The sequence below is a fragment of the Stenotrophomonas indicatrix genome, assembly GCF_050573115.1.
In the GTDB taxonomy this organism is placed as follows: domain Bacteria; phylum Pseudomonadota; class Gammaproteobacteria; order Xanthomonadales; family Xanthomonadaceae; genus Stenotrophomonas; species Stenotrophomonas lactitubi_A.
Genome location: NZ_JBNYZT010000001.1, coordinates 905392 through 921266, shown reverse-complemented (window position 1 = coordinate 921266; position 15875 = coordinate 905392). Strand labels below are relative to the sequence as shown.

The following is a 15875-nucleotide window of genomic DNA, read 5'->3' as shown; positions in this document are numbered from 1 at the left end:
GTTGCAGGTGCCTTCCGCCAAGCCGCGCAAAGCCCGGCAGCGTGTGCGTTGCAGGGGGTGTGCAGACCCCGGTGCTATAGTTCGGCCGATTCCCGGCCGGTCACGGCCGGCCCCCTGGAACGGCTACCGCGGAACGTCTCCCATGCCTTTGTCGACTGCCTCCTCGCGCCGCCTTCGCGGCCTGTCCCTGTTGACCCTGCTGGCCGCTGGCCTGGCCACTTCGGCCGGCGCGTTTGCCGCCGATCTGCTGGATCTGTCGTATCGGCCGCTGGCGGGCAAGCAGCAGGTCAACCTGCAGCAGCGCTACCACGGCCAGGTGCTGCTGGTGGTCAATACCGCCAGCAAGTGCGGCTATACCCCCCAGTACGAAGGCCTCGAAGCGTTGCAGAAGCAGTACGCCGGCAATGGGTTTGCGGTGCTCGGCTTCCCGTCCAACGATTTCAAGGGACAAGAGCCGGGTGATGAAAAGCAGATCCAGGATTTCTGCACGCTTACTTATGGCGTGAAGTTCCCGATGTTCGAAAAGGTGCACGTGACCGGTGCGCAGGCCACGCCGCTTTACCAGCGTTTGACCGCGGCCACCGGTGTGGCGCCCGGCTGGAATTTCCACAAGTATCTGGTCGGGCGCGATGGCCGGGTCATTGCCCAGTTCGCGAGCAAGGTCACTCCGGATGATCCGCAGCTGAAAGCAGCCATCGACAAGGCGCTTGCAGCACCGGCTGTACATTGAATGACGGCACGGATGCCTCGACATCGACGGCATGCGTGCGACAATACGTGTTTTCGCGCCGACGTCGGCGTCCAGTCACTTCCAGGAATGCAGCGAATGAAGATGGGAATGCGCGGCGCCGCGGCGTCGGTTCTGATTCTGGCGATGGGCACCACCGGTGTCGCACTGTCGCAACAACCGGCCGCTCCCTCGGCCGCCAAGGAGACCGCACCCTTGAATTCCCCCAAGCAGAAGCTCGGCTACGCCATTGGTCTGGATGTGGCCAAGTCGTTCGCGCCGATCGCCGATGAAATCGATGCGGCCGCGCTGCGCACTGCCGTGGAGCGTTCCTTCGAAGGCCTGCAGCCGCAGATCACCCAGGAACAGGCCAAGGCGACCGATGCCGCCCTGCGCCAGGTGGTAATGGCCCGCAGCGGACAGCAGGTGCCGGGCGTCGCGCCGGGCTCGCAGCCGGCGAAAGTCGACCGGGTCAAGGTCGCGCAGATGATCGGCGCCTATTCGGTGGGTCCGTCGCTGGCACAGCTGAAGGACGATATCGATACCGCCTCGCTGTTTGACGCGATCAACACTGGCCTGAGCAAGGGTCAGCCGAAGATGACCGAAGCTGACGCCACTGCCACCATCCAGGCGTTCATGGGCACCAAGCAGGCCGAGATGCAGGCCAAGGCCGCACAGGCTGCGCAGACCAACCGTCAGGAAGGCAACGCATTCCTGGCCAAGAACAAGACCCAGCCGGGCGTGGTGACCACCCCGTCGGGCCTGCAGTACCAGGTGATCCGCCCGGGCAGCGGCGAGCGTCCGTTGCCGTCCAGCAAGGTGCGTGTGAACTACGAAGGCAAGTTGCTCAACGGCACCGTGTTCGACAGTTCCGCAGGCCGTGGTCCGGCCGAATTCGGTCTGGACCAGGTCATCAAGGGCTGGACCGAGGGCGTGGCCCTGATGCCGGTCGGCTCGAAGTACCGCTTCTGGATCCCGGGTGAACTGGCGTACGGCGAGAACGGCACCCCGGGTGGTCCGATCGGGCCGAACTCCACCCTGACCTTCGACGTCGAGTTGCTGGGCGTTCTGCCGTAAGCCACCACGGAGTCAGCACGGATATGCGCGTTGCGATTTTTGGTACCGGTTATGTAGGTCTGGTGACCGGCACCTGCCTGGCCGATGTTGGCCACCAGGTGGTCTGTGTCGATATCGACCAGGCCAAGGTGGATGGCCTCAACCGGGGCATCATCCCGATCTACGAGCCCGGCCTGGAGCCGATGGTGAAGGCCAACCACGCCGCGTCGCGGCTGGTGTTCACCACCGACGCTGCGACCGCCATCGGCCATGGCCAGGTGGTGTTCATCGCAGTGGGCACGCCGCCGGACGAGGATGGCAGCGCGGACCTGCAGTACGTGCTGGCCGTGGCCCGCACCATCGGCCGGTACATCTCGGTGCCGACCGTGGTGGTCAACAAGTCGACGGTGCCGGTGGGCACCGCCGACAAGGTGCGTGCGGCCATTGCCGAGGAGCTGGCAGCGCGTGGAGCGGATATCGCCTTCGATGTGGTGTCCAACCCTGAATTCCTGAAGGAAGGCGACGCCGTTGCCGACTGCATGCGGCCTGACCGCATCATCATCGGTGCCACCAGTGCCGAGTCGGTCGCCGTGATGCGTCGCCTGTACGCACCGTTCAATCGCAACCACGATCGCGTGGTGGAGATGGATGTGCGTTCGGCCGAGCTGACCAAGTACGCAGCCAATGCAATGCTGGCAACCAAGATTTCGTTCATGAATGAAATCGCCAACATCGCCGAGCGCGTCGGCGCCGACGTCGAGCAGGTCCGCCAGGGAATCGGTTCGGATCCGCGTATCGGCTGGCACTTCATCTATCCGGGTGCCGGTTACGGCGGTTCGTGTTTCCCCAAGGACGTGCAGGCACTGGCCCGCACCGCGCAGCAGGCCGGCCTGGAGCCGAAACTGCTGAACGCGGTGGAGGCGGTGAATGAATCGCAGAAGGGGCACCTGTTTGCCCTGATCCAGCGCCACTACGACAAGGGCGAAGACGAAGGCGTGCGCGGCAGGACGTTTGCCGTGTGGGGCCTGGCGTTCAAGCCCAATACCGACGACATGCGCGAGGCCTCCAGCCGCCGCCTGCTGGCCCAGTTGTGGGAAGGCGGTGCGACAGTGCGCGCGTACGATCCGGAGGCGATGCATGAATCGCAGCGGATCTTCGGCGATCGCGACGATCTGGTGTTCTGTGACAGCGCCGACGACGCGCTGCAGGGCGCCGATGCGTTGGTCGTAGTGACCGAGTGGAAGCAGTTCCGCAGCCCCGATTTCCAGATGCTGCGCGAGCGGCTGAAGGATGCGGTGGTGTTCGATGGCCGCAATCTGTACGAGCCGGCCGAAGTCGAGGCCGCTGGCCTTGCGTATTACGGCATTGGCCGGGGGCGTTCGCTGCATGTCTGAAGTACCGACCGAACGCGAGCAGGCGCTTGAAGCGCGCCTGGTCGAGCTGGAGATGCGCGTGTCCTTCCAGGAACACGCGCTGGCCGAACTGAGCGATGCACTGGCAGACGCGCGTATGGAAGGCAGCCGTAATGCCGGCATCCTGCGCGTGCTGCTGGAGGACCTGGGCAAGGTCCGCAATGCATTGAATTCTTCTGATCCGGCGAGCGAACCGCCGCCGCCGCACTACTGATCCATATCCTATGAGCGATACCCTCCGCGACCAGCTGATGGGCCTGGGCTTCAAGCCCGCGCCCAAGCCCGAGCGCAAGAATGATGCCCCCCGCCGTGATGGCCGCCCGCAGGGCAAGGGTGGCAATGGCAATGGAAAGCCGCAGCAGGCTGGCAGGGGCGAACACAAGCCCGGCGAGCGGCGGGCGCATGGCAATGGCGGTTCGGGCAAGCCCGGCCAGCAGCGTGGCCAGGGCCACGGGCAGGGGCCGCGCAAGCCGCGTACCGCTGAGGAAATGGATCTGGCCAAGGCCTACGCGATCCGTGCCCAGCGCGAAAAGGAAGAGCGCATCGAGGCCGAGCGCCTGAAGCAGGAAGAAGCACGCCAGCGCCGCGAGGCCAAGGTGAAGCTGGAAGAACTGCTGAAGGACAAGGCCCTGAATGCTGAAGCGGCCGATATCGCACGCCACTTCCCGTATGGCGGCAAGATCAAGCGCATCTACGTCACCGCTGAGCAGCTCAAGGCGCTCAACGCCGGTGAACTGGGTGTGGTCCAGCTCAACGGTCGCTACCTGCTGGTGACGGCCGAGGTTCTGGCCCAGTCTGAAGCGGTGTTTGCGGCGTCGGTGGCGTTGAAGGTCGACCCGAACGCGCCGGCCGAGGATGATCCCTACGCCGACCCGCAGTACCAGGTGCCCGACGACCTGGTCTGGTAAGTCCGCGCGACCATTGTTGAACGCACTGGGCGCCGAAGGGCGCCCGTTGCATGTCAGGAGCAGGGCCATGCAGGAACGCAGTCCCGGGTATTTCCCGCATATCGATGGCCTGCGTGCGATCGCGGTGCTGGCGGTCATCCTCTACCACCTCAAGGCGAGCTGGCTGCCGGGTGGCTTTACCGGCGTGGACGTGTTCTTCGTCATCTCCGGCTTCGTGGTCAGTGCCTCGGTGGATCGTCTGCCGGCAATCGGAGGCTGGGCAGGGTTGGCGCGTTTCTATGCGCGCCGCATGCGTCGCATCGCCCCGGCGCTGGTGGTGTGCCTGCTGGTGACGGCGATGTTCAGCGCGTTGCTGATTCCCGAATCCTGGCTCAGCGAGACCAGTGACAAGACTGGCCGCATGGCGTTCTTCGGGTTGAGCAACTGGGTGCTGGCCAGCACCGGCAACGACTATTTCTCGCCGCGCACCGAGTTCAATCCATACACGCATACCTGGTCGCTGGGTGTCGAAGAGCAGTTCTACCTGCTGTTCCCGCTGTTGTTCCTGGCTTGGGCCAAAGGCCGCCGCGGAGCTTGGCTGTCGGTGGGCCTTTTTGGCCTGGCAACTGTGGCATCGCTGGGGTACGCGCTGTTTCGCGCGGGGCAGGGCGGTCATGAGATCGATGCGTTTTACCTGACCACCACGAGGTTCTGGCAGCTTGGCGCTGGTGTGCTGCTCTTCCAACTGTTGTCGCTGAGCGGCCGGTTCACGCCGCCGCCGGTGCCACCGCGCGGTATCAGTTGGCGTTCGCCTTTGCTGCTGCTGAGCGTTGTGGCGCTGGGCTACGGGCTCTGGGCCGCTCGCCCAGGCCATTCGCCGTGGATTGATGGGCTGTGGCCGGTAGTGGGCACGCTGGGATTGCTGGGCCTGCTGCAGCGCTCACCCGGGGGCTGGATCGGGCGCACGCTGGCAACCAAACCGATGGTGACGATCGGTCGCCTGTCCTACTCGCTGTACCTGTGGCACTGGCCGGTCTTCGTCCTGTTCCGCTGGACGGTGGGCCTGGAGACGCTGGCCACCGGCGGCGCCGCGCTGCTGTGCGTAGCACTGTTGTCCTGGCTGTCCTGGCGCTGGGTGGAACAGCCCCTGCGGCATGGTGTGCGCTGGCGCGTCAGCAACGCGCGCTGGGTGGTGGTCGGGCTGGGAGTACTGGTGCTCGGCGCCGGCCTGCAGTCGGCGCTGACGAAGACCCAGAAGTACACCTCGCTCAGCGTGGTCAGCCGTGCTCCGCTGGACTGGTACCCGTATGCCAAGGGGCTGAAGAAGGAAATCCCGGACTGCCGCGTGCGGGTCAGCAACGTGCCGGTACTGGGCGGACAGGCCCGCCTTTACGAGCGCGGCCAGTGTCCCGGGCGCACTGCATCCAGCCGCCAGTTGTTCGTGGCCGGCGATTCGCATGCACTGGCCTACCACGAGATGCTGCAGCGCCTTGCCGTGCTCGATGGGGCGCCGATCCACCTGTATAGCAGTGGCGGCTGCGCGCTGGTCGGGTTACGAGCCTGGCAGGGCCCCAATCCGTCCTGCGAGGCCTATACGCGCAACGTGCTGGAAGATATCCAGGCACGCGCGCAGCCGGGTGATGTGGTGTTGCTGGCAGGGCTGCGCCTGCCACGCCTGTCTGAGTCGTACGCGCTGTTCGACGCTGCTCAGGTGCGTGCCGAGCATCTGAGCGAGACGGCCAGCGCGGGCCGCAAAGCCGAGATCGGGCACTGGATCGAGCAGCTCACACCGCTGGCCGAACGTGGCGTGCGCATCGTGTTGGAAGCGCCCAAGCCGGTGCTGCCGGCACCGCCGTACCGCTGTTCGGACGTGTTCAACCGGCACAACCCGATCTGTGCCAACGGTATGACGGTTGCGCGCAGCGAGATCGAGCAGTTGCGCGCGCCGGTGCTGGCCGGCCTGCAGCAGGTCGCCGCAGGTCTGCCGGGTGCATCCATATGGGATCCGATGCCGTTGCTGTGCCCGGGCGAGCAGTGCCTTCCCACCCGCGACGGCAAGCCGCTGTTCTTCGATGGCGACCATCTCAGCGGATACAGCAACCGTCTGCTGCTGCCTGATTTCCAGGATCAGCTGCAGCGTCTGCAGGCGTCTTCGCCGGCACCGGCGGTCGCCCCCTGACCGGGGGCGCGTGATCAGTTACGGGTCGTAGTGTCCGGGTTTGCCCGCTTCCTGTGGTGCCTATCGGTTCGTCGCGGACGCTGGCGCCTGATCCTTGCCAGGCGCGGCGATCATTCCGGATCGTAATCCAGGTTTGAGGCCAGCCAACGTTCGGCCTGGGCGCGGTCCACGCCCTTGCGGCGTGCGTAGTCTCCCACCTGCTCACGCCCCAGCCGCCCGACCACGAAATACTGGCTCTGCGGGTGGCTGAAGTAATAGCCGGATACGGCCGCGGTCGGCAGCATCGCGAAGCTTTCGGTCAGCTGCATGTCGGCGTTGGTTTCCGCGCCCAGCAGGTCGAACAATCGGCGTTTTTCGCTGTGTTCGGGACAGGCCGGGTAGCCGGGCGCGGGGCGGATGCCGCGATACTTTTCGTCGATCAGCGCTTCATTATCGAGTGTTTCAGCGTGGTCATAGCCCCAGAATCCGGTACGCACACGCTGGTGCAGGCGTTCGGCCAGTGCTTCGGCAAAGCGGTCGGCGAGCGCCTTCAACAGGATCGCGTTGTAGTCGTCGTGGTCGGCCTCGAAACGGGCCACGTGCGCGTCGATACCGATGCCGGCGGTGACTGCGAAGGCCCCGATCCAGTCCTGCTTGCCGCTGGCGGCTGGAGCAATGAAATCGGCAAGGCAGAAATCCGGGCGTTCGGCAGGCTTGTCCACCTGTTGCCGCAGGAAGTGCAGGGTGGCCTCGCCATCGGGATGCTGCACACGGACGTCGTCGCCGATGCTGTTGGCGGGCCACAGGCCGAACACGGCCTTGGCCTGCAGCCACTTCTCGTTGACGATGCGGTCGAGCATCGCGCGCGCGTCCTGGTAAAGCTCGCTGGCCTGGGTGCCGACGATCTCATCGGTGAGGATGGCCGGGTACTTGCCTGCCAGTTCCCATGCCTGGAAGAACGGCGTCCAGTCGATGTAGGGCACCAGCTCGGCCAGCGGATAATCATCGAATACGTGCAGGCCCGGCTGCTTCGGTGCGGGTGGCGTGTACGCTTCCCAATCGCACTTGAACTTCTGGCCGCGTGCATGCTCCAGCGAGACCAGGCGCTTGGCGTCACCGCGGTTGCGATGGCGGGTACGGATCTCGGCGTAGTCCGCCTCGTTGGCAGCGACGAACGCATCACGCAACTCACGCGAGATCAGGGACTGCGCCACACCCACCGCGCGTGAAGCATCCTTCACCCAGATCGTCGGCGCCTTGTAATGCGGGTCGATCTTCAACGCAGTGTGCGCACGCGAGGTGGTCGCGCCACCGATCATCAGCGGCAGATCGAAGCCCTGTCGCTGCATTTCACGGGCGACATGGCTCATTTCTTCCAGCGACGGTGTGATCAGGCCGGACAGGCCGATAATGTCGGCCTGGTGCTCGCGGGCGGCGTCGAGGATCTTCTGCGCCGGTACCATCACGCCGAGGTCGATCACCTCGAAGTTGTTGCAGGCCAGGACCACGCCGACGATGTTCTTGCCGATGTCGTGCACATCGCCCTTCACCGTGGCCATGATGATCCTGCCATTGCTGCGGGCGGTGTCGCCGCTGCGTGCCTTCTCGGCTTCGATGTAGGGCAGCAGGTAAGCCACCGCCTTCTTCATCACCCGTGCCGACTTCACCACCTGCGGCAGGAACATCTTGCCGGCACCGAACAGATCGCCGACCACGTTCATGCCATCCATCAGCGGGCCTTCGATGACGTCCAGTGGTCGGCTGGAACGCTGCCGGGCCTCTTCGGTATCGGCTTCGACCCAGGCGTCCAGGCCATGCACCAGCGCATGCGCCAACCGCGCATCCACCGGCTTCTCGCGCCACGCCAGGTCTTCGGTCTTCGCCGCACCCTTGCTGCCCTTGTAGCGCTCGGCGATTTCAAGCAGGCGCTCGGTGGCATCACGGCGGCGGTTGAGGATCACGTCCTCCACCCGCTCGCGCAGGTCCGGCTCCAGTTCGTCGTAGATCGGCATGGCGCCGGCATTGACGATGCCCATGTCCATGCCCGCGGCGATCGCGTGGTACAGGAACACCGAGTGGATCGCCTGCCGCACGGTCTCGTTGCCACGGAACGAGAAAGATACGTTCGATACGCCGCCGGACACATGGCAGTGCGGCAGCGTCTGCTTGATGATGCGGGTGGCTTCGATGAAGTCGACCGCGTAGTTGTCATGCTCTTCAATGCCGGTGGCGACGGCGAAGATGTTCGGGTCGAAGATGATGTCCTGGGGCGGGAAGCCGATGTCATCGACCAGCAGGCGATAGGCGCGGGTGCAGATTTCGACCTTGCGCGCGCAGGTGTCGGCCTGCCCGGCTTCATCGAAGGCCATCACCACCGCGGCGGCGCCATAGCGCAGCACCTTGCGCGCATGCTCGCGGAACAGGTCCTCGCCTTCCTTCAGCGAGATCGAATTGACCACGCTCTTGCCCTGCAGGCACTTCAGGCCAGCCTCGATCACGCTCCATTTTGAGGAGTCGACCATCACCGGGATGCGCGCGATGTCCGGCTCGGACATGATCAGATTGAGATAGCGGGTCATCGCCGCCTCCGAATCGATCAGGCCCTCGTCCATGTTGACGTCGAGGATCTGCGCGCCGCTGGCCACCTGCTGCCGGGCCACGTCCACCGCTTCCTCGTAACGACCTTCCTTGATCAGCTTGCGGAACTGCGCACTGCCGGTGACGTTGGTGCGTTCACCGACATTGACGAACAGCAGGTCCGGAGTGATGACCAGCGGTTCCAGGCCGGACAGGCGGGTAGGGCGGACAGGCGTCATGGCAGGTGGCGGCTCAACGGTAACAGGGCGGAAAGTGGATGGCAGGGGTGTTCATGCGGCCTGGACCTGGACGACAGGCAGGGCACGCGGCGGCAGCCCGGCCACCGCCAGCGCGATCGCGCGGATGTGGTCCGGGGAGGAGCCACAGCAGCCGCCGACCAGGTTGAGCAGGCCGTCTTCGGCAAAGCCGCGCAGGGTGGCCGCCATTTCCTCGGGTGTCTCGTCGTACTCACCGAATGCATTGGGCAGGCCCGCATTGGGATGGGCACTGACGTAGCAGTCCGACACCTGCGACAGGGTTTCCACATGCGGGCGCATGGCGTCGGCGCCGAGCGCGCAGTTCAGGCCGATCGACAACGGCCGTGCATGCGCCAGCGACGCCTGGAACGCTTCGGCGGTCTGCCCGGACAGGGTGCGCCCGGAGGCATCGGTGATGGTGCCGGAAATCATGATCGGCAGTCGCGCGCCACGTGCATCGAAGGCTTCCTCGATGGCATACAACGCGGCTTTGGCGTTGAGCGTATCGAAGATGGTCTCAACCATGATCGTATCGGCGCCACCATCGATCAGGCCATCGATGGCTTCGCGGTAAGTGCCGCGCAGCTCATCGAAACTGGTGTTGCGGAAACCGGGATCGTTCACGTCAGGGCTGATCGAAGCGGTGCGGCTGGTCGGGCCGAGTACACCGATGACGAAGCGTGGTTTGCCCGGCGTGGTCGCCTCTACCGCATCACAGCAGGCACGGGCGACGGCAGCACCTGCCTTGTTCAACTCGTACACCAGGTGTTCGAGGTGGTAGTCGGCCTGGCTGACCGAGGTGGCGTTGAACGTGTTGGTTTCCACCAGGTCCGCGCCCGCTTCCAGGTACGCGCTGTGGATGCCGGCGATGACCTCTGGCCGGGTCAGCAGCAACAGGTCGTTGTTGCCTTTCAGGTCGTGGCCTTGCGGTGTCCCGCCATGGTCGCAGCCAGGGCCATGGGCATGGTCGTAGCCGTCGGCGAAGCGCTCGCCCCGGTAGTCGTCTTCCTGCAGGCCGTGTCGCTGGATCATCGTGCCCATCGCGCCGTCGATGATCAGGATGCGATCACGCAGGGCAGCGAGCAGCGATTCCACACGTTCCGGGTGCAGCCAGGGCAGGGCGGGCATGTCGACCTCAGGGCTTGTTGGCGATCAGCGAGATCACTTCGAAATGCGGCGGGCGCTTTTCGCGGGTGACCGTTTCCAGGTTGGATACCTGCAGGCCGGCCTTGTCGACGAACTTCTTCAGTTCCTTGTCGCTGAAGCCGAGGTTGACGTGGCCATAGGCATCGACCGCGGCCTTGTGCTCGTGACGGGCCAGGCTGCACAGCAGCAGGCGACCGCCCGGGCGCAGCACGCGCGCGGCCTCGGTGACCGCCTGCGCTGGCTTGCTGGCGTAGGTCAGGGCGTGCATCAGCACAACCAGGTCGAAGCTGCGGTCCTTGAAGGGCAGGGCATGCATATCGCCCTCGCGCACTTCCACGTTCGGCAGGCGGCGCAGGCGTTCGCTGGCGGCGGCCACCACGCGCGCACTGGTGTCGATGCACACGTAGCGCCGGGCATGCGGGGCGACCAGTTCGGCCAGCACACCGTCACCGGAGGCGATATCCAGCACGTCGCCGGTTTCCAGCAACGGCAGCGCGGTGCGCGCCAGCGCTTCCCAGGTACGCCCTGGGGAATAGTGGCGCTCCATGTCGCCAGCCACGCTGTCGGCCCAGTTCTGGTCGGAAGCGCGGTGGGCGAGCACCGCAGCGACCCGTTCAGCATCCTGGCGCAGCAACGGGTCGTCGCTTCCGTTGCTCAGGGCATGCCACAATGCACGCTGCGCCGGGTCCAGCTGGGCCTCGTCGAAGCGGTAATAGGCCGACACGCCTGCGCGGCGGTCGCGCACCAGGCCGGCTTCCTTCAGGCGTGCCAGATGAGTCGACACCCGCGGCTGTGCCAGCCGGGTAATGGCCGAGAGCTCGGCCACGGTCAGCTCTTCCTGCTCCAGCAGCGCCAACAGGCGCACGCGGGTAGCGTCGGCGAACACCTTCAGGCGAGTCGACCAGTCTTCCAGATCCATAAATATCTACCTATCGCGATATAGAGATATATTCGCCGACCGTACCCCTTGCGGTCAAGTCGCAGCTCCCCGCGAGTCAGCCGCCGATGCGCGGCCCCGGTACAATCGGGGCACCTGGGCGCGCGCTGCGCGGCCCATAACATCATGTACCCGGGAGGGTGTTGTGGATTTCAGCTTTACCGAAGAGCAGTTGATGCTGCAGGACGTGGCGCGTCGCATCGCGCAGGAGAAGATCGCCCCGAGCGCGGAGCACCATGACCGTACGGGTGAGTTCCCGCTGGACAACATCCGCCTGCTGGGCGAGAACGGCCTGATGGGCATCGAAGTGCCGTCCGAATATGGCGGCGCAGGCATGGACCCGATCGCGTACGTGCTGGCGATGGTGGAGGTCGCCGCCGGTGATGCTGCGCATTCGACCATCATGTCGGTCAACAATTCGCTGTTCTGCAACGGCATCCTGACCCATGGCAGCGAAGCGCAGAAGCAGAAGTATGTGCGTGCCATCGCCGAGGGCGAGGCCATCGGTGCGTTCGCGCTGACCGAGCCGCAGTCGGGTTCGGACGCCACCGCGATGCGTTGCCGTGCGATCAAACAGGCCGATGGCAGCTATGTCATCAACGGCAAGAAGAGCTGGATCACCTCCGGCCCGGTGGCCAAGTACATCGTGCTGTTCGCGATGAGCGAGCCGGACAAGGGCGCGCGTGGCATCACCGCCTTCATGATCGACACTGACAAGGCCGGGTTCGGCCGCGGCAAGACCGAACCGAAGCTGGGCATCCGCGCCTCGGCCACCTGCGAAATCGAGTTCAACGACTACGTGGCGCAGCCGGAAGACGTGCTGGGCCAGGACGGCGAGGGCTTCAAGATCGCCATGGGCGTGCTCGATGCCGGTCGCATCGGCATTGCCTCGCAGGCGATCGGTATCGCCCGTGCCGCCTATGAAGCGACTTTGGAGTACGTGAAGGATCGCAAGGCCTTCGGTGCCGCCATCGGAACCTTCCAGATGACCCAGGCGAAGATCGCCGATATGAAGTGCAAGCTGGATGCGGCCCTGCTACTGACGCTGCGCGCGGCATGGGTGAAGGGCGAGGGCAAGCGCTTCAGCAATGAAGCCGCCATCGCCAAGCTGACCGCCTCGGAAGCGGCGATGTGGATCACCCACCAGGCCGTGCAGATACATGGCGGCATGGGCTATTCCAAGGAAATGCCGCTGGAGCGTTACTTCCGTGATGCCAAGATCACCGAGATCTACGAAGGCACCTCGGAGATCCAGCGCCTGGTGATCGCCCGCAACGAGACCGGGCTGCGTTGATCACCAACGGCCGCGCCGCTGCAATGGCGGGGCGGCTGTAGATCCACGCCATGCGTGGATGGTGATGGCAGGTGCTGCGGGGCTGCATTGGCGCGGTCGTGGATCGCGAGCTATGCCGTTCTGGTAGGTGCCAACCTTGGTTGGCACAAATGCGGCAAGCGCCAACCAAGGTTGGCAGCTACCAAGCAACAAAAAAAAGCCCCGGATCGCTCCGGGGCTTTTTCATTTCAGCACCTCACCGCCGGATCAACGATCCGGGCGGTGGGCGGATTCCGCATCACGCTGGCGGCCGAGGAATTCCTTCGACGGTTCATCCAGCTTGTCACCCAGCATGCGGCGCACGACCACGAAGAACACCGGGATCATCAGCAGGCCGAGCAGGGTGGCGAACAGCATGCCGCCGATCACGCCGGTACCGATGGCGTGACGCGAGTTGGCGCCGGCACCGCTGGAGATCGCCATCGGGATGACGCCCATGATGAACGCGAAGGACGTCATCAGGATCGGGCGGAATCGCAGGCGCGCTGCTTCGATGGTGGCATCGCGCAGGGTCTTGCCCGCCGCACGCTGCTCCACCGCGAACTCCACGATCAGGATCGCGTTCTTCGCGGCCAGGCCGATCACCGTGATCAGGCCGATCTTGAAGAACAGATCGTTCGGCAGGCCACGCATCATCGACAGGGCGAGCGCGCCCAGCACGCCGAGCGGTACCACCAGCAGCACCGCCACCGGGATCGACCAGCTTTCATACAGCGCGGCCAGGCACAGGAACACCACCACGATGGACAGCACCAGCAGCAGCGTCGCGGCGTTGCCGGCCAGGATTTCCTGGTAGGACAGGCCGGACCAGTCGTAGCCGAAGCCCGCCGGCAGGTCGTCGTTGACGATGCCTTCCATGGTCTGCATCGCTTCACCCGAGCTGGTGCCCGGTGCCTGCGAACCGACGATGTTGATCGCCGAGTAGCCGTTGTAGCGGCTCAGCGACGGCGGTGCCGAGACCCATTCGGACTTGACCACCGTGCTCAACGGGATCATCGCGTTGGTGCCATCGGTATTGGTGGTCAGGCTGGACGGGCTGTAGAAGCTCTTCAGCGATTCCTGGCCGGTGCGGTACGGACCATCGGCCTGCATGGTCACGCGCTTGATGCGGCCTTCGTAGAAGAAGTCGTTGACGTACACCGGCGCCAGCATCAGCTGGATGGTGCTGTACACGTCCGAAACCGACATGCCCATCGACTGCGCCTGCACGCGGTCCACGTGCAGCTGCAGCTGCGGGGCGTTTTCCAGGCCGTTCGGGCGCACGCCAACCAGGTGGTCCGGTTTCTGCGCGGCCTGGCCAAGCAGGATGTTGCGGGCCTGGGTCAGCTGCTCGTAACCGGCACCACTACGGTCCTGCAGCCACATGTCGAAACCACCGAACTGGCCAAGGCCCTGCACGGTTGGCAGGTTCACCACGAAGATCTGCGCTTCCTTGATGCCGTAGAACGCGCCGTTCATGTTCTGGATGAATTCCGGAGCAGTGAACTTGCGCTCTTCCCACGGCTTCAGGCGGATGAAGCCCATGCCCACGTTCTCACCGGAACCGACGAAGCTGAAGCCGGCCACCTGCAGCATGCCTTCATAGCCATCCTGCTTTTCCAGGATGCCGCGCATCTGTGCGAACGCTTCGTTGGTCTGGCTCTTGGTCGAGCCCGGCGGCAACTGCACGATCGCCAGTGCATAGCCCTGGTCTTCTTCCGGCAGGAAGCTGCCCGGCATGCGGGTGAACAGGAAGCCGCACAGCGCGGTCAGCACCACGAACAGGATCATCCAGCGCGGTGCATGGCGCACCGCGGAGGTGATGTGGCCCACATAGGTGTGGCTGATCTTGTCGTAGTACTTGTTGAAGGTGCGGTAGATGATGTTCGGGTTGTCGTTGTGCGTCGGCTTGAGGAACGTCGCGCACAGCGCCGGGGTGAAGCCCAGTGCCAGGAACGCCGAGAACGCCATCGAGATGGCGATGGTCAGGGCGAACTGCTTGTAGATCTCACCGGCTGCACCGCCCTGCAGGGCCGAGGGGATGAATACCGCCGCCAGCACGACGGTGATGGCCACCACCGCACCGGTGATCTGGGTCATCGCCTTCTGCGTGGCCGGCTTCGGCGCCAGGCCTTCCTCGGTCATGATGCGTTCGACGTTCTCGATCACCACGATCGCGTCATCGACCACGATGCCGATCGCCAGCACCATCGCGAACAGGGTCAGCTGGTTGATCGTGAAGCCGATCATCCACATGCCCAGGAACGTGCCCAGCAGGGCCACCGGGATGACCAGTGTCGGGATCAGGGTGGCGCGGAAGTTCTGCAGGAAGATCAGCATCACCAGGAACACCAGCAACACCGCTTCGAACAGGGTCTTGACCACTTCCTGGATCGAGATCTTGACGAAGGTGGTGCTGTCGTACGGCGAGAACCAGGTGACGCCGGACGGGAAGCTGGGCTGCAGCTCGTCCATCTTGCCGCGCACGGCCTCGGCCACGTTCAGGGCGTTGGCGCCCGGCAGCAGCTGGATCGCGAAGGCGCCGGTGGGCTTGCCGTTGTACTGGGTGTCGAAGCCGTAGTTGTTGGCACCGAAGGCAACGCGGGCGATGTCCTTCAACAGCACGCGCGAGCCATCAGCGTTGGCCCGCAGGATGATGTTCTCGAACTCCTGCGGCGAGCTGAAGCGGCCTTCGGCCGACACCGTGGCAGTGAAGTGCTGGCCTTCCGGCGACGGGTCGGAGCCCAGCGCACCGGCGGCGAACTGCACGTTCTGTGCGCGTACTGCTGCCAGCACCTGGCTGGCCGACAGGCCGTAGCCCTGCATCTTTTCCGGGTTGAGCCAGATGTTCATGGCGTACTCGGAACCGAACTGCTGGGTGCTGCCGACGCCGGGGATGCGCGAGACCTGGTCGAGCACGCGCGAACCGACGATGTCGTTCAGCGCGTCACGGTTGATGGTCGGCGTATCGGACTGCAGGGCCACCACCATCAGGAAGCCGGCGTTGGCCTTGGCCACCACCACGCCCTGCTGGGTGACTTCCGAAGGCAGTCGCGGTGTGGCCAGCGAGACCTTGTTCTGCACCTGCACCTGGGCGATATCAGGATCGGTACCGGTCTCGAAGGTCAGGGTGATCGAGGCGCGGCCGTTGGACGCGGACGAGGAGCTGAAGTACAGCAGGTGATCGATACCGGTCAGCTGCTGCTCGATCACCTGGGTGACCGACTTCTCCGTGGTGTCCGCGCTCGCGCCCGGGTAGGTGGCCGAGACCGTCACCTGCGGCGGGGCGATGTTGGGGTAGGACTCCACGCCGAGGTTGAGGATCGCGATCACGCCGCTGAGCGAGATCAGGATCGCAACCACCCAGGCGAAGACTGGATGTTCGATGAAAAATTTAGGCATGACG

General features: G+C 64.8%; 11 protein-coding genes. 7 read left to right on the top strand and 4 right to left on the bottom strand.

The window, feature by feature from the left end; genetic code table 11:
* Positions 1-142: 142 nt before the first annotated feature.
* The 6 genes from ACQ5SA_RS04130 to ACQ5SA_RS04105 all read left to right on the top strand — a co-directional run bounded on the left by ACQ5SA_RS04130 (position 143) and on the right by ACQ5SA_RS04105 (position 6261).
* Positions 143-730, top strand: coding sequence for a glutathione peroxidase (locus tag ACQ5SA_RS04130; RefSeq protein ID WP_230112649.1), 588 nt, complete (start codon positions 143-145; stop codon positions 728-730).
* Positions 731-826: 96 nt separating this feature from the next.
* Positions 827-1804: an FKBP-type peptidyl-prolyl cis-trans isomerase gene (locus ACQ5SA_RS04125; protein ID WP_230112648.1), complete on the top strand. Its 978-nt coding sequence runs from the start codon at positions 827-829 to the stop codon at positions 1802-1804.
* A 23-nt stretch (positions 1805-1827) separates the two neighbouring features.
* A complete protein-coding gene (locus ACQ5SA_RS04120) occupies positions 1828-3177 on the top strand; it encodes a UDP-glucose dehydrogenase family protein (RefSeq protein WP_140227377.1) in 1350 nt (449 codons plus the stop codon).
* Entirely contained in the window at positions 3170-3409 is a 240-nt protein-coding gene (locus ACQ5SA_RS04115; protein ID WP_025876828.1) for a SlyX family protein, read from the top strand. Before ACQ5SA_RS04120 ends, ACQ5SA_RS04115 begins: the two co-directional genes overlap by 8 nt.
* A gap of 10 nt (positions 3410-3419) precedes the next feature.
* Positions 3420-4103 (top strand): DUF2058 domain-containing protein, encoded by a 684-nt coding sequence (locus ACQ5SA_RS04110; protein WP_499312833.1) that lies wholly within the window; start codon positions 3420-3422, stop codon positions 4101-4103.
* Between the two features lie 67 nt (positions 4104-4170).
* Positions 4171-6261: an acyltransferase family protein gene (locus ACQ5SA_RS04105; RefSeq protein WP_499312831.1), complete on the top strand. Its 2091-nt coding sequence runs from the start codon at positions 4171-4173 to the stop codon at positions 6259-6261.
* Positions 6262-6371: 110 nt separating this feature from the next.
* Here ACQ5SA_RS04105 and metH read toward each other — a convergent pair whose 3' ends face one another.
* The 3 genes from metH to ACQ5SA_RS04090 are packed head-to-tail and all read right to left on the bottom strand — an operon-like array spanning position 6372 to position 11139.
* Positions 6372-9056 (bottom strand): methionine synthase, encoded by a 2685-nt coding sequence (metH, locus tag ACQ5SA_RS04100; RefSeq protein ID WP_230112645.1) that lies wholly within the window; start codon positions 9054-9056, stop codon positions 6372-6374.
* A 51-nt stretch (positions 9057-9107) separates the two neighbouring features.
* Positions 9108-10202 carry a homocysteine S-methyltransferase family protein gene (locus tag ACQ5SA_RS04095; protein ID WP_499312829.1) on the bottom strand — a complete coding sequence of 365 codons (1095 nt, stop codon included), beginning with the start codon at positions 10200-10202 and terminating at the stop codon, positions 9108-9110.
* A gap of 7 nt (positions 10203-10209) precedes the next feature.
* On the bottom strand, positions 10210-11139 hold the full coding sequence (locus ACQ5SA_RS04090; RefSeq protein ID WP_089236121.1) for an ArsR/SmtB family transcription factor: 930 nt from the start codon (positions 11137-11139) through the stop codon (positions 10210-10212).
* A gap of 163 nt (positions 11140-11302) precedes the next feature.
* Between ACQ5SA_RS04090 and ACQ5SA_RS04085 the strand changes: the two genes are divergently transcribed.
* Positions 11303-12451 carry an acyl-CoA dehydrogenase family protein gene (locus ACQ5SA_RS04085; protein WP_499312827.1) on the top strand — a complete coding sequence of 383 codons (1149 nt, stop codon included), beginning with the start codon at positions 11303-11305 and terminating at the stop codon, positions 12449-12451.
* Positions 12452-12697: 246 nt separating this feature from the next.
* On the opposite strand, the gene ACQ5SA_RS04080 is transcribed toward ACQ5SA_RS04085, so the two are convergent.
* Positions 12698-15871 (bottom strand): multidrug efflux RND transporter permease subunit, encoded by a 3174-nt coding sequence (locus ACQ5SA_RS04080; RefSeq protein ID WP_229978598.1) that lies wholly within the window; start codon positions 15869-15871, stop codon positions 12698-12700.
* Positions 15872-15875 lie beyond the last annotated feature (4 nt).

Coding starts and splice junctions, on each gene's coding strand:
- ACQ5SA_RS04130 (WP_230112649.1), top strand. CDS start 143: ATGCCTTTGTCGACTGCCTCCTCGCGCCGCCTTCGCGGCCTGTCCCTG.
- ACQ5SA_RS04125 (WP_230112648.1), top strand. CDS start 827: ATGAAGATGGGAATGCGCGGCGCCGCGGCGTCGGTTCTGATTCTGGCG.
- ACQ5SA_RS04120 (WP_140227377.1), top strand. CDS start 1,828: ATGCGCGTTGCGATTTTTGGTACCGGTTATGTAGGTCTGGTGACCGGC.
- ACQ5SA_RS04115 (WP_025876828.1), top strand. CDS start 3,170: ATGTCTGAAGTACCGACCGAACGCGAGCAGGCGCTTGAAGCGCGCCTG.
- ACQ5SA_RS04110 (WP_499312833.1), top strand. CDS start 3,420: ATGAGCGATACCCTCCGCGACCAGCTGATGGGCCTGGGCTTCAAGCCC.
- ACQ5SA_RS04105 (WP_499312831.1), top strand. CDS start 4,171: ATGCAGGAACGCAGTCCCGGGTATTTCCCGCATATCGATGGCCTGCGT.
- metH (WP_230112645.1), bottom strand. CDS start 9,056: ATGACGCCTGTCCGCCCTACCCGCCTGTCCGGCCTGGAACCGCTGGTC.
- ACQ5SA_RS04095 (WP_499312829.1), bottom strand. CDS start 10,202: ATGCCCGCCCTGCCCTGGCTGCACCCGGAACGTGTGGAATCGCTGCTC.
- ACQ5SA_RS04090 (WP_089236121.1), bottom strand. CDS start 11,139: ATGGATCTGGAAGACTGGTCGACTCGCCTGAAGGTGTTCGCCGACGCT.
- ACQ5SA_RS04080 (WP_229978598.1), bottom strand. CDS start 15,871: ATGCCTAAATTTTTCATCGAACATCCAGTCTTCGCCTGGGTGGTTGCG.